At 40.8% G+C, this 25,404-nt stretch carries 26 protein-coding genes and 1 other RNA gene; 21 read left to right on the forward strand and 6 right to left on the reverse strand.

Annotation, left to right across the window (positions count from 1 at the left end):
- Window positions 1–106: 106 nt before the first annotated feature.
- The 14 genes from guaB (at window position 107) to ACGTJS_RS10555 (ending at window position 11,489) form a co-directional block, all read left to right on the forward strand.
- Window positions 107–1,576 carry an IMP dehydrogenase gene (gene guaB / locus ACGTJS_RS10490; RefSeq protein ID WP_410472014.1) on the forward strand — a complete coding sequence of 490 codons (1,470 nt, stop codon included), beginning with the start codon at window positions 107–109 and terminating at the stop codon, window positions 1,574–1,576.
- 159 nt (window positions 1,577–1,735) lie between these two features.
- Window positions 1,736–3,082 (forward strand): phosphoglucosamine mutase, encoded by a 1,347-nt coding sequence (gene glmM, locus ACGTJS_RS10495; protein ID WP_410472015.1) that lies wholly within the window; start codon window positions 1,736–1,738, stop codon window positions 3,080–3,082.
- A gap of 117 nt (window positions 3,083–3,199) precedes the next feature.
- Window positions 3,200–4,018: a 3-deoxy-manno-octulosonate cytidylyltransferase gene (gene kdsB / locus ACGTJS_RS10500; protein WP_410472016.1), complete on the forward strand. Its 819-nt coding sequence runs from the start codon at window positions 3,200–3,202 to the stop codon at window positions 4,016–4,018.
- Window positions 4,019–4,055: 37 nt separating this feature from the next.
- Window positions 4,056–5,147, forward strand: a complete 1,092-nt coding sequence (locus ACGTJS_RS10505) for a ribonuclease Z (protein ID WP_410472017.1) — start codon at window positions 4,056–4,058, stop codon at window positions 5,145–5,147.
- Window positions 5,148–5,240: 93 nt separating this feature from the next.
- Window positions 5,241–6,455: a bifunctional glutamate N-acetyltransferase/amino-acid acetyltransferase ArgJ gene (gene argJ / locus ACGTJS_RS10510; protein WP_410472018.1), complete on the forward strand. Its 1,215-nt coding sequence runs from the start codon at window positions 5,241–5,243 to the stop codon at window positions 6,453–6,455.
- A gap of 215 nt (window positions 6,456–6,670) precedes the next feature.
- Window positions 6,671–6,808 (forward strand): hypothetical protein, encoded by a 138-nt coding sequence (locus tag ACGTJS_RS10515; protein WP_410472019.1) that lies wholly within the window; start codon window positions 6,671–6,673, stop codon window positions 6,806–6,808.
- A gap of 2 nt (window positions 6,809–6,810) precedes the next feature.
- A complete protein-coding gene (locus tag ACGTJS_RS10520) occupies window positions 6,811–6,978 on the forward strand; it encodes a hypothetical protein (RefSeq protein WP_410472020.1) in 168 nt (55 codons plus the stop codon).
- Between the two features lies 1 nt (window position 6,979).
- Window positions 6,980–7,138 carry a hypothetical protein gene (locus ACGTJS_RS10525; RefSeq protein ID WP_410472021.1) on the forward strand — a complete coding sequence of 53 codons (159 nt, stop codon included), beginning with the start codon at window positions 6,980–6,982 and terminating at the stop codon, window positions 7,136–7,138.
- Complete coding sequence (locus ACGTJS_RS10530; protein WP_410472022.1) at window positions 7,135–7,404, forward strand: hypothetical protein; 270 nt, start codon at window positions 7,135–7,137, stop codon at window positions 7,402–7,404. Before ACGTJS_RS10525 ends, ACGTJS_RS10530 begins: the two co-directional genes overlap by 4 nt.
- 3 nt (window positions 7,405–7,407) lie before the next feature.
- Window positions 7,408–7,824, forward strand: a complete 417-nt coding sequence (locus ACGTJS_RS10535; RefSeq protein WP_410472023.1) for a type II toxin-antitoxin system VapC family toxin — start codon at window positions 7,408–7,410, stop codon at window positions 7,822–7,824.
- Between the two features lies 1 nt (window position 7,825).
- Complete coding sequence (locus ACGTJS_RS10540; RefSeq protein WP_410472024.1) at window positions 7,826–8,845, forward strand: ABC transporter permease; 1,020 nt, start codon at window positions 7,826–7,828, stop codon at window positions 8,843–8,845.
- Window positions 8,846–8,866: 21 nt separating this feature from the next.
- Window positions 8,867–9,049 (forward strand): hypothetical protein, encoded by a 183-nt coding sequence (locus tag ACGTJS_RS10545; protein ID WP_410472025.1) that lies wholly within the window; start codon window positions 8,867–8,869, stop codon window positions 9,047–9,049.
- A complete protein-coding gene (locus ACGTJS_RS10550) occupies window positions 9,046–10,662 on the forward strand; it encodes an ABC transporter ATP-binding protein (protein ID WP_410472026.1) in 1,617 nt (538 codons plus the stop codon). The genes ACGTJS_RS10545 and ACGTJS_RS10550 overlap by 4 nt, the downstream gene beginning before the upstream one ends.
- 14 nt (window positions 10,663–10,676) lie before the next feature.
- Window positions 10,677–11,489: a glycosyltransferase gene (locus ACGTJS_RS10555; RefSeq protein WP_410472027.1), complete on the forward strand. Its 813-nt coding sequence runs from the start codon at window positions 10,677–10,679 to the stop codon at window positions 11,487–11,489.
- A gap of 197 nt (window positions 11,490–11,686) precedes the next feature.
- Here the strand turns inward: ACGTJS_RS10555 and ACGTJS_RS10560 are convergent, their stop codons facing one another.
- Window positions 11,687–12,604 (reverse strand): pirin family protein, encoded by a 918-nt coding sequence (locus ACGTJS_RS10560; protein WP_410473261.1) that lies wholly within the window; start codon window positions 12,602–12,604, stop codon window positions 11,687–11,689.
- Between the two features lie 167 nt (window positions 12,605–12,771).
- Window positions 12,772–13,536, reverse strand: a complete 765-nt coding sequence (locus ACGTJS_RS10565) for a MipA/OmpV family protein (protein WP_410472028.1) — start codon at window positions 13,534–13,536, stop codon at window positions 12,772–12,774.
- Window positions 13,537–13,743: 207 nt separating this feature from the next.
- Between ACGTJS_RS10565 and ACGTJS_RS10570 the strand changes: the two genes are divergently transcribed.
- The 3 genes from ACGTJS_RS10570 to ACGTJS_RS10580 are packed head-to-tail and all read left to right on the forward strand — an operon-like array spanning window position 13,744 to window position 16,605.
- Window positions 13,744–14,880 carry a metal ABC transporter solute-binding protein, Zn/Mn family gene (locus ACGTJS_RS10570; RefSeq protein ID WP_410472029.1) on the forward strand — a complete coding sequence of 379 codons (1,137 nt, stop codon included), beginning with the start codon at window positions 13,744–13,746 and terminating at the stop codon, window positions 14,878–14,880.
- A gap of 7 nt (window positions 14,881–14,887) precedes the next feature.
- Window positions 14,888–15,667 (forward strand): metal ABC transporter ATP-binding protein, encoded by a 780-nt coding sequence (locus ACGTJS_RS10575; protein WP_315043502.1) that lies wholly within the window; start codon window positions 14,888–14,890, stop codon window positions 15,665–15,667.
- Between the two features lie 38 nt (window positions 15,668–15,705).
- Window positions 15,706–16,605, forward strand: coding sequence for a metal ABC transporter permease (locus ACGTJS_RS10580; RefSeq protein WP_410472030.1), 900 nt, complete (start codon window positions 15,706–15,708; stop codon window positions 16,603–16,605).
- A gap of 10 nt (window positions 16,606–16,615) precedes the next feature.
- Here the strand turns inward: ACGTJS_RS10580 and ACGTJS_RS10585 are convergent, their stop codons facing one another.
- Window positions 16,616–16,765: a hypothetical protein gene (locus ACGTJS_RS10585; protein ID WP_315043499.1), complete on the reverse strand. Its 150-nt coding sequence runs from the start codon at window positions 16,763–16,765 to the stop codon at window positions 16,616–16,618.
- Entirely contained in the window at window positions 16,762–18,039 is a 1,278-nt protein-coding gene (locus tag ACGTJS_RS10590; RefSeq protein ID WP_410472031.1) for a glutamate-5-semialdehyde dehydrogenase, read from the reverse strand. Before ACGTJS_RS10590 ends, ACGTJS_RS10585 begins: the two co-directional genes overlap by 4 nt.
- Window positions 18,040–18,324: 285 nt before the next feature.
- Between ACGTJS_RS10590 and ACGTJS_RS10595 the strand changes: the two genes are divergently transcribed.
- The 4 genes from ACGTJS_RS10595 to ACGTJS_RS10610 all read left to right on the forward strand — a co-directional run bounded on the left by ACGTJS_RS10595 (window position 18,325) and on the right by ACGTJS_RS10610 (window position 23,206).
- A complete protein-coding gene (locus tag ACGTJS_RS10595; protein WP_410473262.1) occupies window positions 18,325–19,107 on the forward strand; it encodes an ABC transporter ATP-binding protein in 783 nt (260 codons plus the stop codon).
- 46 nt (window positions 19,108–19,153) lie between these two features.
- The gene (locus tag ACGTJS_RS10600; RefSeq protein WP_410472033.1) at window positions 19,154–20,917 is read left to right on the forward strand and encodes a GspE/PulE family protein; all 1,764 of its coding nucleotides are present in this window, start codon (window positions 19,154–19,156) and stop codon (window positions 20,915–20,917) included.
- Between the two features lie 35 nt (window positions 20,918–20,952).
- A non-coding RNA gene (gene ssrS, locus ACGTJS_RS10605) (6S RNA) lies at window positions 20,953–21,145 on the forward strand.
- Between the two features lie 168 nt (window positions 21,146–21,313).
- Window positions 21,314–23,206: a TonB-dependent receptor domain-containing protein gene (locus ACGTJS_RS10610; RefSeq protein WP_410472034.1), complete on the forward strand. Its 1,893-nt coding sequence runs from the start codon at window positions 21,314–21,316 to the stop codon at window positions 23,204–23,206.
- Between the two features lie 58 nt (window positions 23,207–23,264).
- Here the strand turns inward: ACGTJS_RS10610 and ACGTJS_RS10615 are convergent, their stop codons facing one another.
- Window positions 23,265–24,419: a JmjC domain-containing protein gene (locus tag ACGTJS_RS10615; protein WP_410472035.1), complete on the reverse strand. Its 1,155-nt coding sequence runs from the start codon at window positions 24,417–24,419 to the stop codon at window positions 23,265–23,267.
- A gap of 91 nt (window positions 24,420–24,510) precedes the next feature.
- Entirely contained in the window at window positions 24,511–25,332 is an 822-nt protein-coding gene (locus ACGTJS_RS10620) for a transporter substrate-binding domain-containing protein (protein ID WP_410472036.1), read from the reverse strand.
- Window positions 25,333–25,404 lie beyond the last annotated feature (72 nt).

A 25,404-nucleotide genomic window follows, 5' to 3' on the forward strand; every position in this document is an offset into this window, starting at 1 on the left:
GCTAGGCAGAAATCTGTTTAGCCTTTTGTGTTTTTTGTTTGGCAAATTTTTGTATATTAAATTCACCAATTATCAAAAACAATTTACAACAACCATTGGGGTCATTATGTTAAAAATAGTCAATGAAGCCTTAACCTTTGATGATGTGCTGTTATTGCCAGCTTATTCTGAAGTGTTACCAAAATCCGTCAATCTAAAAACTCGCTTGACAACAGGTATTGAGCTTAATTTGCCAATCATTTCGGCAGCGATGGATACCGTTACCGAAGCCAAAATGTCAATCTCTATGGCACAGCTTGGTGGTTTGGGGATTATTCACAAAAATATGGATATCGCACGTCAAGCTCGTCAAGTGCGTCATGTCAAAAAATTTGAAGCAGGTACGGTCGCTGACCCAATCACGGTAACGCCTGATGTAACTGTGGGTGAGCTGTTAAAAATCACACGTGAAAACAAAATTAGCGGTGTGCCTGTGGTTGATGAAAATAAACAAGTGGTCGGTATTGTTACCCATCGTGATTTGCGTTTTGAAGAAAATCACAATCAACCTGTCAAAAACGTGATGACACCCAAAGAAAAATTGGTAACAGTCAAAGAAGGCGAAAGTACCGAAAATATCAAACGTTTGCTCCATGAACATCGCATTGAAAAAGTGATTGTAACTGATGATAATGGGCGTTTAAAAGGTTTGATTACGGTCAATGATTTTACCAAAGCCGAAAACAATCCAAATGCGTGTAAAGATGCCAAAGGTCGCTTGCGTGTTGGGGCGGCTGTCGGCACAGGTGCAGATACAGAAGCCCGTGTGGAAGCCTTGGTCGGTGCGGGCGTGGATGTGATTATCGTGGATACCGCTCACGGACATTCTAAAGGCGTGCTTGAGCGTCTCAATTGGGTGAAGAAAAACTTTCCACAAGTACAAGTGATTGGCGGTAATATCGCCACAGGTGATGCGGCATTGGCATTACGTGATATGGGGGCGGACGCAGTTAAAGTCGGTATTGGTCCAGGTTCTATTTGTACCACACGCATTGTTGCAGGAGTTGGCGTGCCACAGATTTCGGCGATTGACAATGTTGCCAGTGCGTTAAAAGACAGTATTCCACTGATTTCTGATGGTGGTATTCGTTTTTCTGGTGATATGGCAAAAGCGATTGCCGCAGGTGCAAGCTGTATCATGGTCGGTAGCTTGCTTGCAGGGACAGAAGAAGCCCCCGGTGAAGTGGAGCTATTTCAAGGGCGATATTACAAAGCCTATCGTGGCATGGGTTCATTGGGTGCGATGAGTGGACAAAATGGCTCGTCAGACCGCTATTTCCAAGACAGCAAAGACGGCGTGGAAAAACTTGTTCCAGAAGGCATTGAAGGTCGTGTACCTTATAAAGGCCCTGTGGCAGGTATTATCAATCAAATGGCAGGTGGCTTGCGTTCATCAATGGGCTATACAGGCTGTGCCACGATTGAAGATATGCGTACAAAACCTGAATTTGTGCGTGTTACGTCAGCAGGTATGAAAGAATCGCACGTTCACGATGTGCAAATTACCAAAGAAGCCCCAAATTATCGCCAAAATTAATTAACAAACGATTTAGAGCCTGTATTCATAACGTTTTTGCAATGAAAAATCCACCAAACATTTGGTGGATTTTTTTTTGAAAAAAATGACAAAAGGTATGATATCTGATATATTATTTGACATATTTGTCAATATTAAATTTAAAAAAAAGGTAAAATTATGAGTTATTTTGGTACAGATGGTATCCGTGGTAAATTCGGCGATTTTCCGATTCACCCAGAATTTTTGTTAAAATTGGGCTTTGCCACAGGGCAAGTTTTAAATGAGCAAAATCCTAACCAAAACCGCCGTCCCAATGTCGTGATTGGCAAAGATACACGCATTTCAGGGTATGTGATTGAAGCCTGTTTACAAGCTGGATTTAACGCATCAGGCGTTGATGTGCATATGCTTGGTGTGATTCCGACCCCTGCGATTGCCCATTTGACACGCAGTTTTCATGCTGATGCAGGCGTGGTGATTTCCGCTTCGCACAATCCTTTTTATGACAATGGGGTTAAGTTTTTTTCGCATGACGGCAAAAAATTATCGGACGAATTGCAACAAGCGATTAATGACAAATTGGCACAATTAGAAAATACAAGCTTTAACATTGATGGTTTGCATTTGGGTCGCCATCATCGTATTGAAGATGCCAAAGGTCGGTATATTGAGTTTTGTAAAGGCAGTTTTCCTTATCAATTAAATTTAAAAAACTTAAAAATCGTCGTGGATTGTGCCAACGGTGCAGGTTATAGCGTTGCCCCACGTGTGCTTCGTGAGTTGGGGGCAGACGTGATTGCGATTGCCAATGAGCCAAATGGCACAAATATCAATGACAGCGTCGGCTCAACCCACATTGAAACCCTACAAAAAGCCGTGCTAGAACAGCAAGCGGACTTAGGTATCGCCCTAGATGGCGATGGTGACCGTATTATGATGGTTGATGAAAAAGGGCAAGTCGTAGATGGCGACCGTATTTTGTACATTTTGGCGACCAAAGGCGATGAAAAAGCGGTCGGCGTTGTCGGTACGTTGATGAGTAATATGGGCTTGCAGTTGGCATTGGAGCGTGAAAATATTAGTTTTGTGCGTGCCAAAGTGGGCGACAGATACGTTATGCAAAACTTAACAGAACAAGGCTGGGTGTTAGGCGGTGAGCCGTCTGGACATATTTTGACATTGGACAAAGCCAGTACAGGCGATGCGATTGTTGCAGGGTTGCAAGTGCTTGCCATTATGGCAAAAACCGACTTAAGTTTGTCAAAATTGAGCGAAGGTTTTAGCATTTTGCCACAAAAATTGGTAAACGTTCGTTTGAGTCAAAAACAAGACCCTTACCAGATTCCACAGCTTGCCGAAAAATTTGCCAATGCCGAAGCACAACTAAAAGGACGTGGGCGATTGTTAATCCGTCAATCAGGCACAGAGCCGTTAATCCGTGTGATGGTGGAGTCTGATGATGAAATTGAATGTGATGTGGTCGCCAACGAATTGGCAAATGCGGTTAAAGAACATTTAAATTAAACTTAATATTAAAACAGAAAATAATACAATAGTTGTAGGGGCGTATTGCATACGTCCAGATTATGAAGTATTAAAGCAAATTTAAAAGACTATAACATTAACAATAGCAAAAAAATTATGAACCAAAAAAAATACATTGTCATTCCTGCACGTCTAAAAAGTAGCCGTTTACCATCAAAACCTTTGTTACTGATTCATGACAAACCCATGATTTTATGGGTGATTGACCGTGCGATTGCGGTGCAACAAAACGGCATTGCCGATGATGTCTATGTCGCAACCGATGATGACAGCATTGCCAAAACTTGCGAACAATATTGCCAAAACAATCCCAATGCCAACAATGTCAAAGTGGTGATGACAAGTCCAGACCACGCTTCAGGCACAGATAGACTGGCAGAAGTCGCAAAGCTACAAGGCTGGGCGGACGATGATATTGTCATTAATATGCAAGGCGATGAACCACTTGTGCCAAGTTCACTGATTGCCCAAGTGTCAAAATTGTTGTTGGATAAAACAGATTGCGTCATGGCAACGCTTGCCGAGCCGATTTTGACGTATGAAGAATTTTATCGTCCATCGGTTGTCAAAGTCATCAAAAATCAGCACAACGAAGCCTTGTATTTTAGCCGTTCGCCCATTCCTTGTAACCGTGATGTGGCGATGGCAGATAGTCCGCCCAATATGACTGACACACCGACCCAAGCCTTACGCCATTTGGGTTTGTACGCTTATAAGGTGGCGTTGTTAAAGCAGTTTGGGCAATGGCAACAAGGTCAACTTGAGCAGTTAGAAAGTCTAGAACAACTGCGTATCATGGAAAACGGACAAAAAATCGCCATTGATGTGGCGTGTGCCATGTTGCCTGCTGGTGTGGACACGCAAGCGGATTTAGACCGTTTAAATGCGATGGATTTATCCAGTTTTTTGGTTTAATTTTTTAAAAATATTATAAAAATTGTTAAGGAAAAATATGCAACGTTTAACTTTTTTGGGAACATCGGCAGGTTTGCCAACCAAAAATCGCAATGTAACAGGGCTTGCGGTGGCTTTGCTAAATCCTTATCAAAACCAAAAAAATGTTGATAAAAATATTGACAAAAACAGCAGTTGGCTATTGGTGGATTGTGGCGAAGGCACGCAACACCAACTTTTACGCACGCCATTGTCTTTGTTAAACCTTGCAGTGATTTGTATTACCCATGTGCATGGCGACCACTGTTATGGACTGGCAGGCTTGTTATCTAGCATGGCGATGTCGGGTCGCAAAAAACCTTTAACCATTATCGCACCACAAGCGATTGCCAAATTGTTAGATACTTTAACCATAACAACCGAACTTTATTTTACTTTTGAAGTGCATTTTATTGCCTTAGAAAGTTTAAAACAGGCGGACGGTTTGTTTACACCATTTGAATTTGACATTTCGCCAAATCATCACGTTCGCATTGAGCCAATTAGCGTTTCGCACCGCACGCCAAGCCATGCTTACAAAATTTGTCAAACCATTCACGCCAATATGTTAAATAGCCAAAAACTGCAAAATATGGGTATCAAGCCCAGTGCGATTTGGGGGAAATTGCAACATGGTTTTGATGTCACTTTGGATAATGATGAAATTTTGTTTACCAAAGATTTTGTAGAGCAAAAAACCATTTGTACCAATATTATTGTGGGTGGCGATAATGACAAACCTGAGATGTTGGCAAACTTTTGTCAAGATATTGGTCTGTTGGTACATGAAGCGACTTATACCCAAGCGATTGCCGATAAAATCAAAAACCGTCCAAATGGTTTTGACCCACAGCACAGTAGCGTTGAGCAAGTTGCCAAGTTTGCACAGGTTGCCAAAATTCCCAATTTGATTTTGACCCATATCAGTGCCAGATTTCAGACGTTTGACAAACCAAACGAAAGTTTGCCAAATATCGGGCATTTGCGAGTGGAAGCAGAACGATTTTATCAAAAAAAATACCGTGAAAATCTGTGGATTGCCAAAGATTTTGATGTGTATGAAGTGGTGCAAAATCATGTCAAAAAGTTGAGCTATCATAAGCATGATTGATTTTGTGGATGTATTAAAGGTTTATCAAAACCAACAAAAAAAATCAATCAAGAAAATTTAAACAATTTTTTCAATAAAAATTAAGGAATTATTATGCCCGTTGGAAATGTCAATCTTGTCAAACTAAACGCCGTTAAAGGCATTAAAATCGGTATTACCGAAGCTCACGTCCGCTATCCAAATCGTAAAGATTTAACCGTTTTTGAAATCATAGACGGTGCGACAACGGCTGTGGTTACCACGCAAAACCAATTTTATGCAGCCCCTGTTCAGCTTGTGCGTGAGTTTGTCAAAACCAATAGCCCACGTTTTTTAATTATCAACACAGGCAACGCTAATGCAGGCACAGGGAAGGACGGCTTAGAGCGAGCAAAAGCCACTTGCCAAGCCCTAGCCGAAAAAACAGGCGTAAATATTAGCCAAATTTTGCCGTATTCTACAGGTGTGATTGGCGAAGCTTTGCCGAGTGATAAAATCATCGCAGGGCTTGATGACGCATTGGCAAATTTAACCGATGATAATTGGCTAAATGCTGCCCGCAGTATCATGACCACCGACACCACCCCGAAAGGGCATTCTAAAGTAGTAGAAATTGACGGCATAACCTACACGGTAACAGGCATTAGTAAGGGGGCTGGCATGATACGCCCAAACATGGCAACCATGCTTGGCTTTGTGGCGACTGACGCTAAAATTGATAAGTCTTTATTACAAGACATTTTAGTAAAATCGGTGAATAAATCGTTTAACCGTATTACCGTTGATGGCGATACCTCTACAAATGACTGCTGTACGCTTGTAGCGACAGGGCAAACAGGGGAATTGATTGACAGCGAAAATCACCCACATTTTGCCAAAATTTATGAAGCGATTGAAAGTGTGATGTTAAAAATCGCCCAACTTATCGTGCGTGATGGTGAGGGGGCGACCAAATTTATCACCGTAAAAGTCTCTGGCGGTAAAACCACAGACGACTGTGCCAAAATTGCCTATTCGGTGGCACATTCACCGCTTGTCAAAACCGCCTTTTTTGCGTCCGACCCAAACTGGGGCAGAATTTTGGCGGCGGCAGGTTATGCAGGAATTGACTTTGAGCAGTCAAAGGTAAGCGTATCGCTAGATGAAATAAAAATCTGTGAGCGTGGTGGATTGGCGGACGGCTACACCGAAGAGCTTGGGCAAATGGTTATGAAACGCCCAGAGATTACCATTGCCATTGAACTTGGGCAAGGGCAGGCGAGCGATACGGTTTATACTTGTGATTTGTCGTATGAGTATGTGAAAATTAATGCGGATTATCGTTCGTGAATGAATTCACCTCGTTAAGGCGAAACGCATGAAAGTTTTTATAGCCCTAATCACATCACCAAAAACCATGAGATAACCGCCAAAATACCGTTAGCCACAGCGGTGCGAGCATCAATTGCGGATATGTATTATTTACCGCCTGTGAATTGGCAGGGGCAAACGTTGATGGGTGGGGTGCTTAATTTAATGAATTAGCGTGTCAGCTTGCCGATACCGTGTATGCGAAAATTAAGCCGAATTATGATAAAATCATGGCAGAACCTGCGATTTATAGCACCTTTGTTTTTTTGCCAATCAGCGATTTGCCGATGTACATCAATACCAAACGCATGACAGCCAAATTCATTGGATAAATATGGCTGATAATGCCAAACATATCCGCCCTGCGATGACAAAAAAAATGCGATTTAAACAAGGCTATATTGATGTGGTACGCCCAGATTTTGCTACTTTTCAATGTATTATGCGTGAGCAGTATCAGTATGGTTATGAGTGGGCTTGGCAGTGTTTAACAGGTGGCTAAAATGTGGTTTAATGCGATGATATTGGTGTTGGGCATGATAGGTTTTTTTGCCATTACGCTATTGCCTTATTGTGTTTCTCAAGCATTGAAACAAGGTTATCAACAAGTTATCTTGGTTAAATCTATTCAAAGTAAAATTAAAAAAAAGGAAAAGCTGTGAGTATTACCATTCATTTGCCGTTAGAAATTGAAAAACAATTTTTGGCAGAAACTCAAAACGAAGAACAAGACGTTATTACCAAACTCATTTTGGATTATTTGGATAAAAAAGAACGTCAAAAAAGACGAGAGGCGTTATTAAAAAACCCATCACCAATCGTAGCAAAATGGGCGGGGGCATTTGCCAAAACCAATGGTAGCCAATGGACAGATGCTGATATTGCTAAAGCGAAAGATGATTATTTAACCGAAAAATATGGAATGTAAGCAATGAAAGTATATTTAGATGTCAATATTATCTTGGATTGGGCGTTGCAAAGAAAGCCTTTTTATCAGTCTTCAAGGTCGTTAATAGAGCTTGTTGAACGTAAAGAATTAATCGGACTTGTATCACCGCTAGGGATCGCCAATGCCTATTACTTTGTGCGAAAAGAAATGGGCAAACCGCTAGCTCATGAATTTTTACAAGACTGTCAGCAACTTTTTAAATTCATCGACAACCCCTCAACGGCTCTCGCCCAAGCTATTGATAATCCTTACAAAGACTTTGAAGATGATTTGCATTTTTATTCAGCGATTGATAATCAACTTGATGCTATTGTAACTCGCAATGTAAAAGACTTTGCCGAAAATCCACAAATCACCATCATCACACCTGACGAACTATTATATCAATTAGGCTATTAACATGAAATTTTCGCCCATTCATAAGGCTCAATTTAACCGTTTTAAAAACAACAAAATGGGATTTTATTCTTTTATCCTATTTGGCGTGATTTTTTTGGCGTGTTTGGGGGTGAATTTTATCGCCAATGACAAGCCAATTTTAGTGAAATACCAAAATAATTTTTACTTTCCTGTGTTAAAAAGCTATCCAGAAACCACCTTTGGCGGTGTGTTTGAAACCGAAACCGAATACAAAGACCCTGTTGTCAAAGAATTGATTAACCAAAACGGCTTTATGATTATGCCGATGATTGAATTTGCCGACCAAACACCAAGTTTGGCTCGTAGTGAAGCCTTTCCTGCACCACCAAATCATGAAAATTGGCTTGGTACGGACGACAATGGGCGTGATGTGGTGGCTAGGCTGATGTATGGCTTGCGTATTTCGTTACTTTTTGGTTTGGCTTTGACGTTGGTGGGGTCGCTGATTGGCGTGATTGTCGGTGCGGTGCAAGGCTATTATGGTGGTAAGATTGACATGGTGGGGCAACGTTTTATGGAAGTGTGGGGCGGTTTGCCACAGCTTTTTATGATAATTATTTTGGTGAGTTTGTTTAGTCCAAGCGTGTTTGTGTTGTTTGGTTTGATGCTTTTGTTTGGGTGGATGGGGCTTGTTGGCTTGGTGCGTGCAGAGTTTTTAAAGGCTCGTAATTTTGATTATGTTCGCTCGGCTCGTGCGATGGGCGTAAGCGATGGCAAGATTATTTTTCGGCATATTTTACCAAATGCATTGGCGAGTAGTTTGTCTCAGTTGCCGTTTATTTTGACGGCAAATGTGGTGAGTTTGACGGCGTTGGATTTTTTGGGTTATGGTTTGCCAGCGGGTTCACCGTCTTTGGGGGAGCTGATGAGCCAAGCGAAAAACAATCTTGATGCACCGTGGCTTGCGTTGTCGGCATTTTTTAGTATGACGGTGATTTTGTCGTTGTTGATTTTTATTGGGGAAGCGTTACGAGATGCGTTTGACCCTAGACAGGTTTGATTTTTTTAAAAGGAGAAAATGATGAGTTCGGGTTTTGTAGCGGGTACGCTGGTGCATACGGATAAAGGTTTAATGCCAATTCAAAATTTAAAAGTTGGGGATTTGGTTTTATCTTTATTTGAACTTGAGTTTCCAACAGGATATTTTGTAGGAGAAAAAGGTATATTAGTTAGCGATTCAACCATTCAAGGAACAACTGAATGAGTGAATTATTAAAAGTCGAAAACTTAACCATCAAATCCGCTAATCAAACATTAGTAGGTAATCTATCCTACACACTCCACACAGGCGAAACGCTTGCCATCGTGGGCGAATCTGGCTCTGGCAAATCCATCTCAAGCCTAGCCATACTTGGACTCTTACCAACAAATAGCCTAAGCATCACGGGACACGCCACCATTACCCAAAACGCTAATAACATCAACTTACCCCTACAAGATAGCCAAACCAAACCAAACCAAGCGATTTTTCGGCAAATTCGTGGACAAAAAATCGGCATGATTTTCCAAGAACCAATGACCGCCTTAAACCCACTGCACACCATTGGCAAACAGCTTTATGAAAGTTTAATGCTGATTGGCACACCAAAAAACACCTTAAAAAACAAAACGATAGAATTATTAACTCAAGTTAATATCACCGATTCTATCAACAAACTTGACCGCTATCCGCATGAACTGTCGGGCGGACAACGCCAACGTATCATGATAGCGATGGTACTCGCCCAAAATCCTGACATCATCATCGCAGATGAACCGACCACCGCCCTTGATGTGACGCTACAGCACGAGATTTTAGGCTTATTGGACACGCTAAAACGTGAGCGAAACATGGCGATGATACTCATTAGCCATGATTTAAACCTTGTCAAACGCTACAGCGACAACATCATCGTCATGCAACAAGGCAAAGTCGTAGAACAAAACGACACCAAAACTTTGTTTCACAATCCACAACAAGACTACACAAAACTACTGATAAATCAAGACTTTGGCGAAAGTTTGCCAATGGATAACACCGCTGACAAACTGCTTGATGTCAAGCATTTAACCATCAGTTTTGCTGAGCAAAAAAACTTCTTTGGTAAAACGGTGCAATGGTTTGATGTAGTAAAATCGTTAGATTTTGCATTGTCCGCAGGACAATCGCTTGGTATCGTGGGCGAAAGTGGCTCTGGCAAGACGACAACGGCTTTGGCATTAATCAAATTATTAAGTAATTATACTAAATTATCTGGTGAAATTAATTTAACAAAAAACAGCGAATGGATTGATATTTTACCCTTATCCAACCAAGCCTTTAAGCCTTATCGTACGGACATTCAGATGGTGTTTCAAGACCCATTTGCCAGTATCAACCCACGCTTTACGGTGGGCGAAATCATTGAAGAAGGTCTAATTGTACAAAACATCGCCAAAGACGAACGAGAACAACGTGTCAAAACGATGTTAGCAACGGTAAAATTGCCCGAAAATTTTATCAATCGTTATCCGCATGAGCTGTCTGGCGGTCAGCGTCAGCGTGTGGCACTGGCTCGCTCGCTTGTGATGAAACCCAAAATCTTAATCCTAGACGAACCCACCTCCGCACTAGACAGCCAAACGCAAGTGGCGGTGGTGAATTTGTTAAGAGAAATTCAACAACAATTTAACCTAAGCTATATTTTTATCAGCCATGATTTAAAGGTGGTAAAAGCCTTGTGCCAGCGTATTTTGGTGTTAAAAAATGGCGAATGTGTGGAAATGGGCGAAAGTTCGCAGGTATTTAATGCACCTGTGGCAGAATACACCAAGCTGTTGTTACGTTCATTTGATTGATTAAAGGATAAAAAATGCAAGCTTTGCCAACTTTAGATGTGATTATTCCTTGTTATAATGCCAAAGAAACCTTGATACGAGCGGTGGGTAGCGTATTATCACAAGTCAATGTTGCCAAAATTATTTTGGTAAATGATGGCTCAACCGATGATACCGCAAGGTTAATTGACACTTTGGCAACAAAGTATGCCAATATTTTAGCGTTACATTTGCCCAAAAATGGTGGCGTAGCGATGGCGAGAAACTGGGGAGTTATGCATTCAACAGCGGATTTGGTGGCATTTTTGGATGCAGATGATGCTTATGAGGCACAGGCATTGTCCGTTGTGCCGAGTGTTTTTGCTTTTTTGCCCAGTTTGAGTCTGTTACGCTTAAAATTGGTGGCAAGCGGTTTGGCGACAAGGTATGCACAACATGATGATTTTGAAAAAGTTTGGGATATTGTGCAAATGACGGGAGCAGGTAATACAGTTTTTCGGCGTAATGTTTTTTTGTTGTGCGGTGGTTTTCCGACAGATAGCTTGTTTCGCACATTTGGCGGTGAAGATGGGGCATTGGGCATTGCTTTGGCAAATACAACGCAAGTTGGCACGCTGTTTGAGCCGAACCATCAAGGCGTGATTCATTATTGCCGTGAAGGTATGCACGCCCAGCGACTGTTAGATGCTTATTTGTTTGATAAACATGATGACGCTATCACCGAAACACACTTGCAATATGCCAATCAAGTTACTCAGCGTATTATGGAAAATATTCGGTGCATTGCCCCTGTAATTGATGAAAAAAATATTGGTAGAAAACCGATTTTGATTGAATATGCGGTCTGATATCAAATTTATTATATAGTCAATTAAAATAGAAACAAGACTATTTCCGTTCGTGGTGAGCCTGTCGAACCTGAGAAGCACTGCTTCGAAAGACGTAGCAAAGCGAAGTGGAAACCGACCCTTCGACAAGCCTAGGGCGAGCGGTTTCCTGTCCTAAAATAAATTTAATTCACTATATTTTTATGCTAAATACTATGTTAAGCCATTTGCCCAAATTTACCCGCATTAAAATCAAAAACCGCTTGGCGAATTTCGGCTTCAGTATTCATCACAAAAGGACCATAACCGACAATCGGCTCATTCAATGGCACACCGCTCATCAGCACCAATTCCGCACCGTTTTCCCCTGTACGAATGCTAACGCTATCTAGCGTATTGGTATCATCACTTTCAGTTTCAAATGTTACCAATTCACGCTGTTTTGCAGAATTTTTATCATTAATCAGCACATCGCCTTGACGGATTAACAACATCAAATTATGCGAACTTGGTATCAAAATTGACACTTCACTATTGGCATCAATGTCCATATCCCACAGATTTATCGGTGAAAAAGTCGTTCCCAAGCCTTTAATAACGCTGATTTTTTGTTCATCTTGAATCATCTCACCTGCAATCACACGCACTTGACCGACCGTTTTTTGGTTTTGGCTTAGGCTTACCACAGGGATGTCTTCATTTGGCAAAAGTTGATATTTGGCGGGCGTGGCTTTGTCTTTGGCAGGTAGATTGACCCACAGTTGCACCATCTCAAAATCGCCACCTGTTTTGCTAAATTCATCAGAATGAAACTCTTCGTGGATAATGCCATTGCCAGCGGTCATCCATTGCACATCGCCTTTTTTGATGATACCGCCACCGCCTGTAGAATCACGGTGAGCGACTTCGCCTTTGTAGGCAATCGTAACCGTTTCAAAGCCTTTGTGTGGGTGCTGTCCCACACCACGTGGGGTGGCTTGATTTGGCACAAAATATTGTGGTGAAGCATAATCTAACATCAAAAATGGGTCGGTGCGTTTGTCGCCGACCATGTGGTTGAACATGGGATTGACGTGAAAACCATCACCCACCCAATGCGGACGTGGCGCAGTGTGGACGTGTTCAACTTGACGAATGTTCATCTTTTTTCCTTATTTAAAAAACGTTAAAATGATAATAAGGTTAAAATGTTTATTTTCAAGTTTTATTTGTTAAAAAATATTTATTCTTAAGTTTTGTTAATAATAAAACTAAAAAAGGATTTATCAATTTGACAAATCCTTTTTTCTTTTTTCACAAAATCTTAAAAATGATAATTAAATCCAATTATGGTTTTGCTGTCTAAACGGTTGTCTACCATTGGGCTATTTTTTTGTTCATCGCTGAGATATTCTAGTGATTGGCTGACAAAACCGCTCCATTTTGGGTTAAAGGCGTAACTGGCACTGACATTGGCATAGGGGTTGATACTGCTGTCGGCTTGGTAGGCGGTTACGCCTGTGCGAGCTGACTCTTGTTGGCTAATACCGTAATAATATTGGTTATAATCTTTGTTATTCCATTGTACGCCCAATTCTGGGTAGATGGTTAATTGGTTATCCATCAGTTTAAAACGGCTTAGATGGGCAAGTTTGACCGTTGTGCCATCGCTACGCCCTAAAGCATCGGTTTTGGCATGGATTCTAAAGCCACCGTAAGGGGTGATTTTCATATAGCTTGAACCGACCATCACTGACCATTTTCGCTCATCAAGCCCTTTTAAATTGGCAACTGTGCTGTCATCTGGACGAAATTCACGGCTATCATAACCAACTGTCATTCGCCATTCGTTGCTGGCATCTTTGTAGCCATACACGCCTGCTTCTGCCCCTTTAATATACACTCGGTTATTGTCATAAAATGCCTGTGGCATGACGGTAACTTTGTCGTCTTGGTGGTAGGCGTATTGGTTAAATGATGCATTTGCCCCAATGCGTAAGTTACCGTCTGTGGTCGGCAAGCTCTCGGCAAAACTGCCAACTGACAAGGTTAAACCCAGCAATAACAAGGCATTTTTGAAATGAAACATAAAAGTCTCCTAATTGTTTAAAAATTTTCACATTATCGCATAAATTGATAACAAAATAACCCATTTTTGCAAATTTTTCGTGAAACTTTTTGATGTGTTTGAAAAAAATTTAAGTTGTAGATTTTTATAAAATGTTATATTATAACAATTCTTTTTTGATGAAACGCTTTTTTACATTTTAAACAAAAAACTTTACAAAGGTGCATGATGTCAATTTTCACACAAACATACAATAAAACATTGCGTTATACAACATTGGGTAAATTTTTTGGGTTGGCAACTGTTGGTTTGACAACGTTGGCATTGACAGCTTGTAACCAAAGTAACCAAACGGCACAAGCCCCAAATGCTGAAAAAAGCGAAACCGCTTCTGTCGCTACAACCAATACAGGCGAAAAAATCACCGCTTATACATCTACCAACGTTTGGGGTTCTATTATTCAAGCGGTTGGCGGTGAAAATGTGGACGTGGTGATTGCGGTGAATGACGCAAGCCAAGACCCACACGACTATCAAGCCACCGCACAGGATAAATTAAACATCAGCAAAGCCAAATTGGTGCTAGTCAATGGCGGTGGCTATGATGACTGGGCGACCAGCCTTGCCAAATCGGTGGATAATAAACCTGTGATTATCAATGCGGTGGATTTGTCAGGCTTAAAACCTGCCGATGAACACGAGCATGAAGACAAACACGAACACGAGCATGAGCATAAAAAAGACCATGACCACGCCCATCATCACCATCATGGTGATTTTAATGAACACGTCTTTTTTTCGTTAGATACTGCCAAAAAAGTTGCCGAAGCGGTTGCTAATCAGCTTGCCAACAGCGACCCAACGCACAAAGCCACTTATGAGCAAAATGCCAAAGATTTTATTGGTAAAATCAATGCATTACAAACGACTGCCAAAATGGTCGGTAATGGCAAAAATATCAACGCCTTTGCCACCGAGCCTGTGATTGGCTATTTGCTTGATGATATGGGGATTAAAAATATCACGCCAACCGCCTATATTGAGCAGTCAGAAACGGACGCAGGCGTGTCGGTGAAAGTGCTAAATGACACCAAAACCTTGCTCCAAAACAAACAAGCCCAAGTGTTAATCGTCAATGCCCAAACCGAAGATGCGACATCAAAACAATTGGTTGAAATCGCCAAAAATACAGGCGTGCCAACTGTTTCGGTGTACGAAACTTTCCCAACGGGCGTGAATAATTACATTGACTTTATGACAAAAACCATTGATGACTTTGCCAAAGCCGTTCACAACACACCTGCGACCGCAAGCATAGCGACAGCTTCAACCGCCATCGCTTCAACGGCAAGTAGCACAAAATAAGGTTGTTATGGATTTACGCAATCATTTTGTCAAAACAGCACAAACCAAACCTTTGGTTTATCGTGATAAATCTTGCCAAAAATGTGAAAAATTGTTAAACGTGAGCAATGCCACCATGAAATTGGGGCAACGCTTGCTTTGGCAAGATGTCAATTTTGACATTTTTACGGGGGAATTTGTGGCGTTGCTTGGGGCAAATGGCACAGGTAAAACCACGCTATTTCACAGTGTTTTGGGTTTAAACACTTTGACAAATGGCAAAATCAATTTGGCAAACCAAATAAAAATCGGCTATGTCCCACAACTGAAAAACTTTGACCCCAAACTGCCAATTCGCGGGCGAGATTTGGTAAAACTGGGACTTGATGGCGGTTATTATTTGTTTGGTTGTTTTGACCCAAAAAAAACTTTTGGCAAATATTATCTATCGCCAAAACAAAAAAAATACCTGATTGACAAAGCGATTGACGAAGTGGGCGGGCATGAGTTTGCTGATATTCCGTTACATTTGTTATCAGGCGGTGAACAGCAACGTATGCGAATTGCTCAAGCCTTGGTCGCCGAGCCTGATTTGTTGTTGATGGACGAGCCGTTGTTAAGCCTTGATGTCGCAAGTCAATATGTCGTGTGTGATATTTTGTCGCACCGTCAGCAGTGTCATAGCACGGCGATTTTGATGATTAGCCATGAGTTAGCACCGATTATTCCCTTGACAAATAAAGTTATTTTGTTAAAAGACAATCAAGCGATGGTCGGTGGTCATGAATTATTTGAGCAATACAAATAAAAAATATTTTAGCTATTTTAAATAAAATTAGGGGTTTCATGTTACTTACATCGCTTGATATGGTGATTAATTTTGACAATTTTGCTCAATTATTGCCGTTGGTCTATTCATCTATCATCGCAGCGATGATTTTGGGCGTGTTGGCAGGCTTGATAGGACCGATGATACAGGCTCGTGATATGGCGTTTGCAGTGCATGGCACGGCAGAGCTTTCTTTTGCAGGGGCGGCGTGTGCCTTGTGGCTTGGTACTTCGGTAACGATGGGGGCGGTGATTGGTTCGGTGATTGCGGGGACGATTTTGGCAATCATGGGGCTTGATGGTAAAAATCGCAACTCGCTTATCGGCATTATGCTACCGTTTGGGCTTGGGCTTGGCGTGTTGTTTTTATCGTTGTATCAAGGGCGTTCATCAAACAAATTTGGGCTTTTAACAGGACAAATCGTTGCGGTAACACCTGCGGATTTGCAAGCGATGCTGATTGTCGCTGGCATTGTGTTTGTGGTGATGGCGATATTTGGTCGGCGAATGTTTTTTTCAGCGATTGACCCACAGATTGCCACCGCACAACACATTTCTTTAAAATGGCTGTCGCTGTTGTTTATGTTGATATTAAGCCTTGTGGTGGCGGTGAGTGTGCAACTGGTTGGGGCGTTGTTGTTGTTATCGTTGCTGATAACGCCGACAGCGGCAGCTTCGCAAGTTACGGCTCGTCCTGTACTGATTTATGGTTTGTCTATGCTGTTTGCGATGGTCGCTGGCGTGGGTGGAATTTTGTTGTCGCTTGGACCGGGCTTGCCGATTTCGCCATATATCACGACCATTTCCTTTTTGATTTATTTGTTGTGTTTGGCAATTGGGTTTTTTAGAAAAAAATCGGGCTGGCAACGGCGACATTCTACTGTACAAAAACCGAATTACTGTATGGATAAAGTTTAGGTTAATAAAGTCATAGCGGAATTGCCTGTTGTAATACATTGTCCAAACCTTGTGCCACCGAACCAAAAATGCGTGGATTGGTGGCACTGTGAGCCGTGATAATGGTGTAAATATCTTGGTGATATTGTTTTAAAATTTCGCTAGGTTTTATTGTTTTCACTGACGAATTTCTCCATGCCCAAACACTACCCATTTTTGCGATGTCAAGCCATGCAAGCCCACAGGCCTACGAGCGTGGATTTTGTCTGTAGAAATACCAATCTCCGCCCCAAGCCCATATTCAAAACCATCGGCAAAACGAGTGGACGCATTGATCATTACGCTACTAGAATCCACTTCACGCAAAAACTGCAACGACTTGGCATAATCATTGGTCAAAATCGCATCAGTATGGTGCGAACCGTGTCGGTTAATGTGGGCAATTGCTTCATTCATATCCGCCACGATTTTTACCGCCAAAATCGGTGCAAGATATTCCGTATCCCAATCTTCTTCGGTAGCTTTGCTAATATGAGATTGTAGTTTTTCTTCATTTTGTAAAATTGACAAACTTTGTTCACAAACTCGCAGTTGCATGGCGTTATCTTGATTGACTAAGGCATGGGCGATTTTTGGTAAAAAATCGTTGGCAATAGCGTTATCAATCAATAAAGTTTCGGTCGTATTACAAGGTGCGTAACGTTGCGTTTTGGCATTCACGCATACTGTTATCGCCATGTCAAAATTGGCAGATTGCTCAATATAAGTATGGCAATTTCCGTCCAAATGCTTAATCACAGGGATTTTCGCTTCATTGCTAATGCGTTCAATCAAGCCTTTTCCGCCACGAGGGATAATCACGTCCACAAATTCGCTCATGGTAATCAGTTCGCCCACAGCCGAACGGTCGGTGGTTTCTATCACTTGCACAGCCGATTTTGGCAAGCCTGCCTGCTCAAGTCCGTCCTGCACGCATTTGGCAAGGGCTTGATTAGAAAAAAATGCTTCCGAACCGCCACGCAAAATAATCGCATTGCTAGATTTCAACGCAAGGCTAGATGCTTCAATGGTTACGTTCGGACGGCTTTCGTAAATCATGCCGACCACGCCAAGCGGTACACGCATTTTGCCAAGCTGAATACCGCTAGGACGATAGGTCATGTCAGTGATTTCGCCAATTGGGTCTGGCAAGGCGACCACATCTTTTAAGCCTTGTAACATGGTGTCAAAGCGGCTGTCGGTCAATTCTAAGCGGTCAAGCAAGGCGGTATCTAGCCCTTTTTCTCGTCCATTTTGCAAATCTTGTTGATTTGCTGACATAATTTGGTTTTTTTGGGTTTTTAATTGTTCAAAAATCGCCAATAAGGCGTTATTTTTTTGTTCGGTGGTGGCACGAGCGAGCAAGGCGGACGCTTGACGGGCGTTTTTGCCAAGATTTTGCATATAATCTGTCATGATTTTTCCTTAAAATTTTTGTAAATCAAATTTTTAAGAAATAATGTCTATATTAGAGCAAATTTGTAGGGTGGGTTAGCCTGTCTTTAATAAATATTATTTCTAAAAATAAATATTTTAGCATTGTACTATAATTTTTTGCATAAAAAAACCGTCAAATTTGTGATAACTTCAACAATTTAACGAATAAAAAATTTGCGTTTTTTGCCAATTTAAGCGAAAATAAGCGGTTAATTTCTTTATTTTGCTTTTATTTGTTTTTTGGAAAAAAATATGTCCACTGAAATGTCAAAATCACAAAAACCCATCGCCCTACAACTCAACGATATTCACAAAAATTTTGGGCATTTAGAAGTATTAAAAGGCGTGTCATTAACCGCCTATGACGGCGATGTTATCAGTATTTTAGGGTCTAGTGGTTCGGGCAAATCAACCCTGTTACGCTGTATCAATCTACTAGAAAATCCATCGCAAGGGCAGATTTTTTTGAGCGGTGAAGAATTAAAACTCAAAAAAGGCAAAACAGGCGATTTAGTCGCAACCGAGCAAAAACAATTAGAAAAATTTCGCTCAAAAATTGGTTTTGTGTTTCAAAGTTTTAACCTTTGGCTACACAAAACCATTTTAGAAAATATCATTGAAGGTCCAACCCAAGTCCAAAAAATCCCTAAAAGTCAAGCAATTAGCGAGGCAGAAGTTTTGTTAAAACGTGTAGGTTTGTTGGATAAAAAAGACGCTTATCCAGAAAACTTGTCTGGTGGACAACGCCAGCGTATCGCCATTGCTCGTGCGTTGGCGATGAAACCGCAAGTATTGTTGTTTGACGAGCCGACTTCCGCCCTTGATCCAGAATTGGTGAATGAAGTGCTTGCGGTAATGAAATCTTTGGCAGAAGAAGGTCGCACCATGTTAATCGTAACCCACGAAATGCGGTTCGCTCGTGATGTGTCAAGCCAAGTGGTGTTTTTACATCAAGGTAAAATTGAAGAAATCGGTACACCAAGTGAAGTATTTGATAACCCAAAATCGCAGCGTGTCAAAGACTTTATGGCAAGTCATCAAGGTTAATTTAACATTTTTTTAAGAAAAACCCCACAAAAACATAAGGCAAATCATGTTATCAGAACAGTTTTCTATCGTGATTGACACTCGTTGGTGTTTGGACGAATTGTTAAAAGCAGGGCATATTGACCAACGTGATTATAACTTGGTTTTAACGAGCAATCGCCCAAATTTGCACCCTTTACAAGTGATTGCTGGTTTTAATTTGACCGATAAAAAAACCGCTCAGCCTTTGACTTTGGATAAGTTAAACCGCTGGCTTGCTGATTTTGCCAAAGTGGATTATGTGCGGATTGACCCATTAAAAGTTGATGTGCCGTCTGTTACCGCCATTATGTCGTTTGAATATGCCAAATCACAGTATATTTTGCCTGTGGCAGTCAATGATGATAACGTGGTGATTGGCACAGACCAGCCGTTATTTTTTGATTGGCGACAAAACATTGAACATATTGTCAAACCAAAAACCATCAAAACGGTGCTGATTAGCCCAGACCAAATCAACCGCTACCGCCAAGAATTTTATCAAGTAACCAAAGCCATCGCAGGGGCGAATAACAGCCAAAAACGTGCCGAAGCGGACGTAACCAATGTTGAAGCCTTGTTACAACTTGGCAATATTGAAAATCCTGATGCCAACGACCATCACATCGTCAAAGTGGTGGATTGGTTACTGCAATACGCTTTTGACCAGCGAGCCAGTGACATTCACCTTGAGCCACGCCGAGAAACTGGCAAAGTGCGATTTCGCATTGATGGCGTGTTACACACCGTGTATGAAATGCCTGCTGGTATTATGACGGCAGTGGTCGCTCGGATAAAGATTTTGGGACGTTTAAACGTTGCTGAAAAACGCAAACCGCAAGACGGACGACTAAAAACTCGCACGCCCAAAGGATTAGAAACCGAACTGCGACTGTCCACCATGCCGACTGCGTTTGGTGAAAAATTGGTCATGCGTGTGTTTGACCCTGATGTGTTGGTGCGTTCGTTTCAACAGCTTGGTTTAACTGGGCGTGATTTGCAAAAATGGCATGAAATGACCGCTCAGCCCAACGGCATTATTTTGGTAACAGGCTCGACAGGCTCTGGTAAAACGACCACGCTTTATAGTACCTTAAAACAATTGGCGACTGATGAAGTGAACGTATGTACCATTGAAGACCCCATTGAAATGGTAGAACCTGCCTTTAACCAAATGCAAGTGCAAGCCAATATTGATTTAAATTTTGCTGATGGGATTCGCTCGCTTATGCGTCAAGACCCTGATATCATCATGGTAGGTGAGATTCGGGATACCGAAACGGCAGACATGGCGGTGCAGGCGAGTTTGACAGGGCATTTGGTGTTGTCCACTTTGCACACCAATGATGCACCGAGTTCTTTGACACGTTTGCATGATTTGGGCGTTGCACCGTTTTTGACATCGGCAACGATTTTGGGCGTGATGGCTCAACGCCTTGTGCGAACGCTTTGCCCACATTGCAAAACCCAAAAACCGATTAGCGATATTGAAAAACAAACTTGGCATGAACTCACAACCCCTTGGAAAGCCCAAGCCCCAGAGATGATACCGTACCCAGTCGGCTGTGAGCAATGCCGAAATACAGGCTATATGGGGCGTGTGGGTTTGTACGAAATTATGGTGTTAAATAATGAGCTAAAACGGCTGATTAGCGAAGGGGCAAATCTGAACACTTTAACTCAAAAAGCCTATCAAGACGGCTTGCAACCGTTACGCTTAGCAGGGGCAAAAAAAGTTGCCGAAGGGATAACTACCTTTGAAGAGATTTTAAAAGTTGTGCCATTGCATTAAAAAATTGCAAAATGATGACAATTTTTGTATAATAAAGCTGTCTGGAATATTCGCCAGTCTATGATAATACCTGAGCTGATAATTTACTTTAGGGTATGCGTTCTAATCATTTGTTGTGTATGCCTGCACCTTTTGGGTGTATCAGGAAACCTTAAGAATGGTTGCGAAACCCACCTTTGAACATCACAGTTCATGGGTTCACATAGACAGCGATATTCTGGATTTTTTTATGTCTATATTGTTTAAATATTTTAATTTATATTTTTATTATATTTAAAATATTTAACTGTATTCATGCTTTCATGAATATTTGCCATATAATTTTATAAATTTAGATGGATTAAAATGTTGTGTTTTTGTTAAAATATGCTTTTCTTTTTTATCATGAGGTTATTTATGAAAAGCCAAGTTATCAAAAACCAAGCTAAACTTTCTAGTTTAGCCATTGCATTATCGGCTGTGAGCGTTGTCGCATTTGCCAATGATAGCACTGAGCCAACTGCTACTTTACCAGAAATTACCATTACTGCCACTCGTACCCCACTTGCGACTAAAAACACCATCGCACAGATGACTGTGATTGATGAAGAAGATTTGAAACGCTATCAAGGGGAAAGCGTGCTTGATGTGTTGCGTCATCAAGGTGGGTTTTATATTACACAAAATGGGGGTGACGGTACATCTGGTGGCGTGCGTTTGCGTGGTTACAATAGTAATGCTGTACTTGTGTTAATTGATGGTATCCGTTACAGTTCAGCGACCACAGGTAGTCCAGCATTAAGTCTAATCCCTGCCGACCAAATTGACCGTATTGAAGTGCTACATGGTGCGTCAGGTTCTAGCCTTTATGGCTCTGATGCGATGGGCGGTGTGATTCAGATTTTTACCAAAGGGCAAAATGCCAATCAGTCTAACGTTGCATTAACAGTTGGTGCAGGTACACAAGACAGCTATAAAGGACAAATCACAGGGCAATTGGTTAATCAAAACTCAACCTTAAGTCTATCAGCAGGTTATGAAAAAACTGGTGGTATTAACGCAACCAATACCAACAATAGTTATTCATATTATGCAGATAAAGATGGATTTGAATCAAAAAATGCAAGCCTAGTTGCCAAACAACGCCTTAATGACAATATTGATGTCGGTTTAACAGGGTTATACGCTGAATCTACCACAGATTATGACAGCAGTCGATATGATTCTGCTTCAGGGCAAAGTTTGCCATATATCAATACTTATTCTGACCAAAAAAATGGGGCAGTTTCTGCATTTGCTAATGCCAATTATGGCAAATTAACTGCGAATGTTAAATATGGTCAAAGTTTTGATAAGTCAACAGCTTACGATGGTAGTACGCCAACAGGTGGACAGTATGACACCAAGCAACAACAAGCCAATTTACAATTGGGTTATCAATTGCCTATCGGTCAAATCATCGGTGGTTATGAACATTTGAAACAAGAAGTTGATAGTACGAAACCTTATACTGTGGACAATCGCACAGTCAAAAGTGTGTTTGCAGGCTATTTGTTAAATAATGACAAATTTGATGCTCAACTAAACGTCAGAAATGATGATAATTCACAATTTGGCAATGAAACGACTTATAATGTTGGTGGTGCATATCGTATTTTGCCAAACTTGCGTGTCGGTGCGTCTTACGCAACCAATTTTAGAGCCCCAACGTTTAATGATTTATATTTCCCAGGCTCCGAAAATCCTAAACTAAAAGCCGAAACTAGCAAAAACAGTGAAATTTTTGTTGAGCATAGCAATGATTTGCAAAAAACTCGTTTAACCGCTTTTCAATCTGATGTTAAAGATAAATTGAAATGGGTAACGACAGACTTTACCACTTATGCAGGTCAAATGCAAAATATTGATAAAGCAAAAATGCAAGGTATTTCATTAACAAGTGATTGGGCTGTGAATAATACGTTATTCGGTTTAAATTATGATTATTTAGACACAGAAGATAAAACTTCTCATAAGGAATTAACTTATCAGCCAAACCATAAAGGCTTGATTTATGTTGGTTATAAACAATCAAATTATGATGTGCGGGCGGAAGTTCAGCACGTTGGTGAACGTTTTCGTGACACAGCAAACAATAACAGCTTAGATAGCTACACTTTGTTAAATTTGAGCGGTAATTATTATCTAAATCCAAATTTAACCATCAGTAGCCGTCTAAACAACTTAACAGGCGAAGATTACGAAACCGTTTACGGCTACAACCAAAAAGGCGTAAATGCCTTTGTATCAGCGACTTATAAATGGTTCTAATCTAAAATAAACAAAAACCCTTAAAATCAATATTTTAAGGGTTTTTTTATTTGAAAAATTAATCAAAATCCACAGTTATCCAGCCATTTTCCGCCCATTCAGCGATATCGCTAATAGCGACTTGTTGGCGTGTGATATCATCAAAATTTAGCGTTTCACCATTTGCCAAAAGAATTAACAAATTTTTGGTATTGTTATCAAAATCATCATTGTGCAATAACTCACCATTCACAAAAATTTGTTCATCATGATACACAATCCGACTGGCTAAATCTTGGCGAATCACCGCACCATTTTGTAATGCATCAAGGATTTCATCATCATTCATCACATCATCGGCAAGCATTAAATCATATTGGCGTTTGCTCACCGTTTCCATGACCGCCTGTGTAATTAAGGTATCGCCTTGTTCTGATTGCAAAATTTCAATCAATTGGCGTTTGATATCGTCAATGCTTTGTTTTGAAACTTCGCCTACGGTTGTCAAAGGTTGGGCGATTTTTAGCGGAATGGTCAATGTGTCAAAATGCGTTGCCACGTCCGCCAAATTATCCAGCAAGGCTAGAGGAGTCGGACGGCGACAGCCAAATGAAAAAGTCAAACAATCGTCCTGTGCCACGCCAAAATGCGACAAACCTGTCGGCACATACAGCACATCGCCCGCTTCAAGCACTTCATCAAAAATCAGCTCGCCCATGTCGCTTTCGCTCATGATACGAATGGGTTGCCCTTTTTCAAACTGGGTATTTTCATCGCAATAAACGCCCAATTGCCAACGGCGTGAGCCATAGCCTTGAGCCAAAAACACGTCGTAATTGTCATAATGGCGACCGACTGAACCGCCTTTTGGGGCGTAGGATACCATGATGTCATCACGTTGCCATTGTGGGACAAAGTCAAAAGCGTGCCAAAGATTTGCCAACTCTGGCGACCATTGTTCCAAGTTTTGTACCAAAACCGTCCAATGTTCTGGCAGGTTTTTAAAGTCTTTTTCTTTAAATGGCGATGTTTTTAGCGACCATTGGTTATTTTTTTGGGTGATTAAACGTGCGGTTGCATCTTCATCTTGAGCAAGTTCAATGATGTCATCGGGTTCAAACATGCCGATAAGCTGCGGTAAGCCATTTTTAATCAGTAATGGTTTTTTTTGCCAATATTCGTTGATAAATCGTTCGGCGGTGATGTCGGTTGGTAAGCAATAGTTGGTATTCATGGTTTGTTTTCAGTGCTTGTTAATTTCGCAACTTTGCACGAAAATTTATGATGATTTTTTCGTGCAAAGTTTGTCTTTATTTTAGTAAATATTACTCAGTTTTACCAAACCATTTTTCATTGATTTTATTATAAGTACCATCTTGTTTAATTTGTGTAAGACCTGTGTTGATTTTTTGAATTAGTTCGCTATTCCCTTTTTTAAATGCAATGCCTAATTCATTAGTTTGTGCAGAGTTCGTGATATTAAAAGTGCGTAATTTAAGTTCTGGATGCTGTTTAATATAATAATTTAGAACTTTATCATTATTAATAAAGCCATCCGCTTTTTTAGAAGCAATATCTTTTATACCCAAAAAAGTCGTTTTAACTGCTACTAAATTTTCAGGGTTTTTTACTAACGCTTGAGCAGAAGTATAATCTACAGTACCTTTTAAGGCAATCAATTTATACAAACCTATATTATCTTGATTCATTTGCAAACTTTCTGGGTCACTTCTTGTCAAGATGCTTGTTGTATATGATAAATAAGGGTCGCTAAAATCAACAATTTGTTTACGATCATCCGTGATTGAAATACCGGCAATCCACATATCTATTTGGTTTGTCTCTAATGCTTGTGGAAATTGTGCCCAAGGCTTGCTGATGATTTGAATTTGTATGCCAGATTTTTTAGTGATAGCTTCTATTAAATCAATATCATATCCTATAGGCAAACCTTTTTCATCTAATGATGTAAATGGAGAGAAGTTGGAATCAACTGCGACAATATAAGCTTTATCTGCTGGATTTTGAGTTTGCTGAGAGGTTTGAGTATCAGATGGAGCTGTTTCAGTTGATTTTTTTGACTCATTTTGAGAACAGGCTGTAACCAAAATAATTGGTAAAAAAATGAAGTAGTTATTAAGTTTCATAGGAGGTCACCATAGAAATTGAAAATAAAATTATAACTTTTTGATAAACTCTGCTTTTTTTAACCAGAATAA

The sequence above is a fragment of the Faucicola mancuniensis genome (assembly GCF_046523945.1).
Lineage (GTDB): Bacteria > Pseudomonadota > Gammaproteobacteria > Pseudomonadales > Moraxellaceae > Faucicola > Faucicola mancuniensis.

What these genes read in the sequence shown, in the direction of transcription:
- glmM (WP_410472015.1), top strand. Translation starts at nt 1,736, where the DNA reads ATGAGTTATTTTGGTACAGATGGTATCCGTGGTAAATTCGGCGATTTT.
- ACGTJS_RS10610 (WP_410472034.1), top strand. Translation starts at nt 21,314, where the DNA reads ATGAAAAGCCAAGTTATCAAAAACCAAGCTAAACTTTCTAGTTTAGCC.
- ACGTJS_RS10540 (WP_410472024.1), top strand. Translation starts at nt 7,826, where the DNA reads ATGAAATTTTCGCCCATTCATAAGGCTCAATTTAACCGTTTTAAAAAC.
- ACGTJS_RS10555 (WP_410472027.1), top strand. Translation starts at nt 10,677, where the DNA reads ATGCAAGCTTTGCCAACTTTAGATGTGATTATTCCTTGTTATAATGCC.
- ACGTJS_RS10600 (WP_410472033.1), top strand. Translation starts at nt 19,154, where the DNA reads ATGTTATCAGAACAGTTTTCTATCGTGATTGACACTCGTTGGTGTTTG.
- ACGTJS_RS10505 (WP_410472017.1), top strand. Translation starts at nt 4,056, where the DNA reads ATGCAACGTTTAACTTTTTTGGGAACATCGGCAGGTTTGCCAACCAAA.
- guaB (WP_410472014.1), top strand. Translation starts at nt 107, where the DNA reads ATGTTAAAAATAGTCAATGAAGCCTTAACCTTTGATGATGTGCTGTTA.
- argJ (WP_410472018.1), top strand. Translation starts at nt 5,241, where the DNA reads ATGCCCGTTGGAAATGTCAATCTTGTCAAACTAAACGCCGTTAAAGGC.
- ACGTJS_RS10545 (WP_410472025.1), top strand. Translation starts at nt 8,867, where the DNA reads ATGAGTTCGGGTTTTGTAGCGGGTACGCTGGTGCATACGGATAAAGGT.
- ACGTJS_RS10550 (WP_410472026.1), top strand. Translation starts at nt 9,046, where the DNA reads ATGAGTGAATTATTAAAAGTCGAAAACTTAACCATCAAATCCGCTAAT.
- ACGTJS_RS10580 (WP_410472030.1), top strand. Translation starts at nt 15,706, where the DNA reads ATGTTACTTACATCGCTTGATATGGTGATTAATTTTGACAATTTTGCT.
- ACGTJS_RS10525 (WP_410472021.1), top strand. Translation starts at nt 6,980, where the DNA reads ATGTGGTTTAATGCGATGATATTGGTGTTGGGCATGATAGGTTTTTTT.
- kdsB (WP_410472016.1), top strand. Translation starts at nt 3,200, where the DNA reads ATGAACCAAAAAAAATACATTGTCATTCCTGCACGTCTAAAAAGTAGC.
- ACGTJS_RS10595 (WP_410473262.1), top strand. Translation starts at nt 18,325, where the DNA reads ATGTCAAAATCACAAAAACCCATCGCCCTACAACTCAACGATATTCAC.
- ACGTJS_RS10590 (WP_410472031.1), bottom strand. Translation starts at nt 18,039, where the DNA reads ATGACAGATTATATGCAAAATCTTGGCAAAAACGCCCGTCAAGCGTCC.
- ACGTJS_RS10535 (WP_410472023.1), top strand. Translation starts at nt 7,408, where the DNA reads ATGAAAGTATATTTAGATGTCAATATTATCTTGGATTGGGCGTTGCAA.
- ACGTJS_RS10615 (WP_410472035.1), bottom strand. Translation starts at nt 24,419, where the DNA reads ATGAATACCAACTATTGCTTACCAACCGACATCACCGCCGAACGATTT.
- ACGTJS_RS10565 (WP_410472028.1), bottom strand. Translation starts at nt 13,536, where the DNA reads ATGTTTCATTTCAAAAATGCCTTGTTATTGCTGGGTTTAACCTTGTCA.
- ACGTJS_RS10575 (WP_315043502.1), top strand. Translation starts at nt 14,888, where the DNA reads ATGGATTTACGCAATCATTTTGTCAAAACAGCACAAACCAAACCTTTG.
- ACGTJS_RS10620 (WP_410472036.1), bottom strand. Translation starts at nt 25,332, where the DNA reads ATGAAACTTAATAACTACTTCATTTTTTTACCAATTATTTTGGTTACA.
- ACGTJS_RS10570 (WP_410472029.1), top strand. Translation starts at nt 13,744, where the DNA reads ATGTCAATTTTCACACAAACATACAATAAAACATTGCGTTATACAACA.
- ACGTJS_RS10520 (WP_410472020.1), top strand. Translation starts at nt 6,811, where the DNA reads ATGGCTGATAATGCCAAACATATCCGCCCTGCGATGACAAAAAAAATG.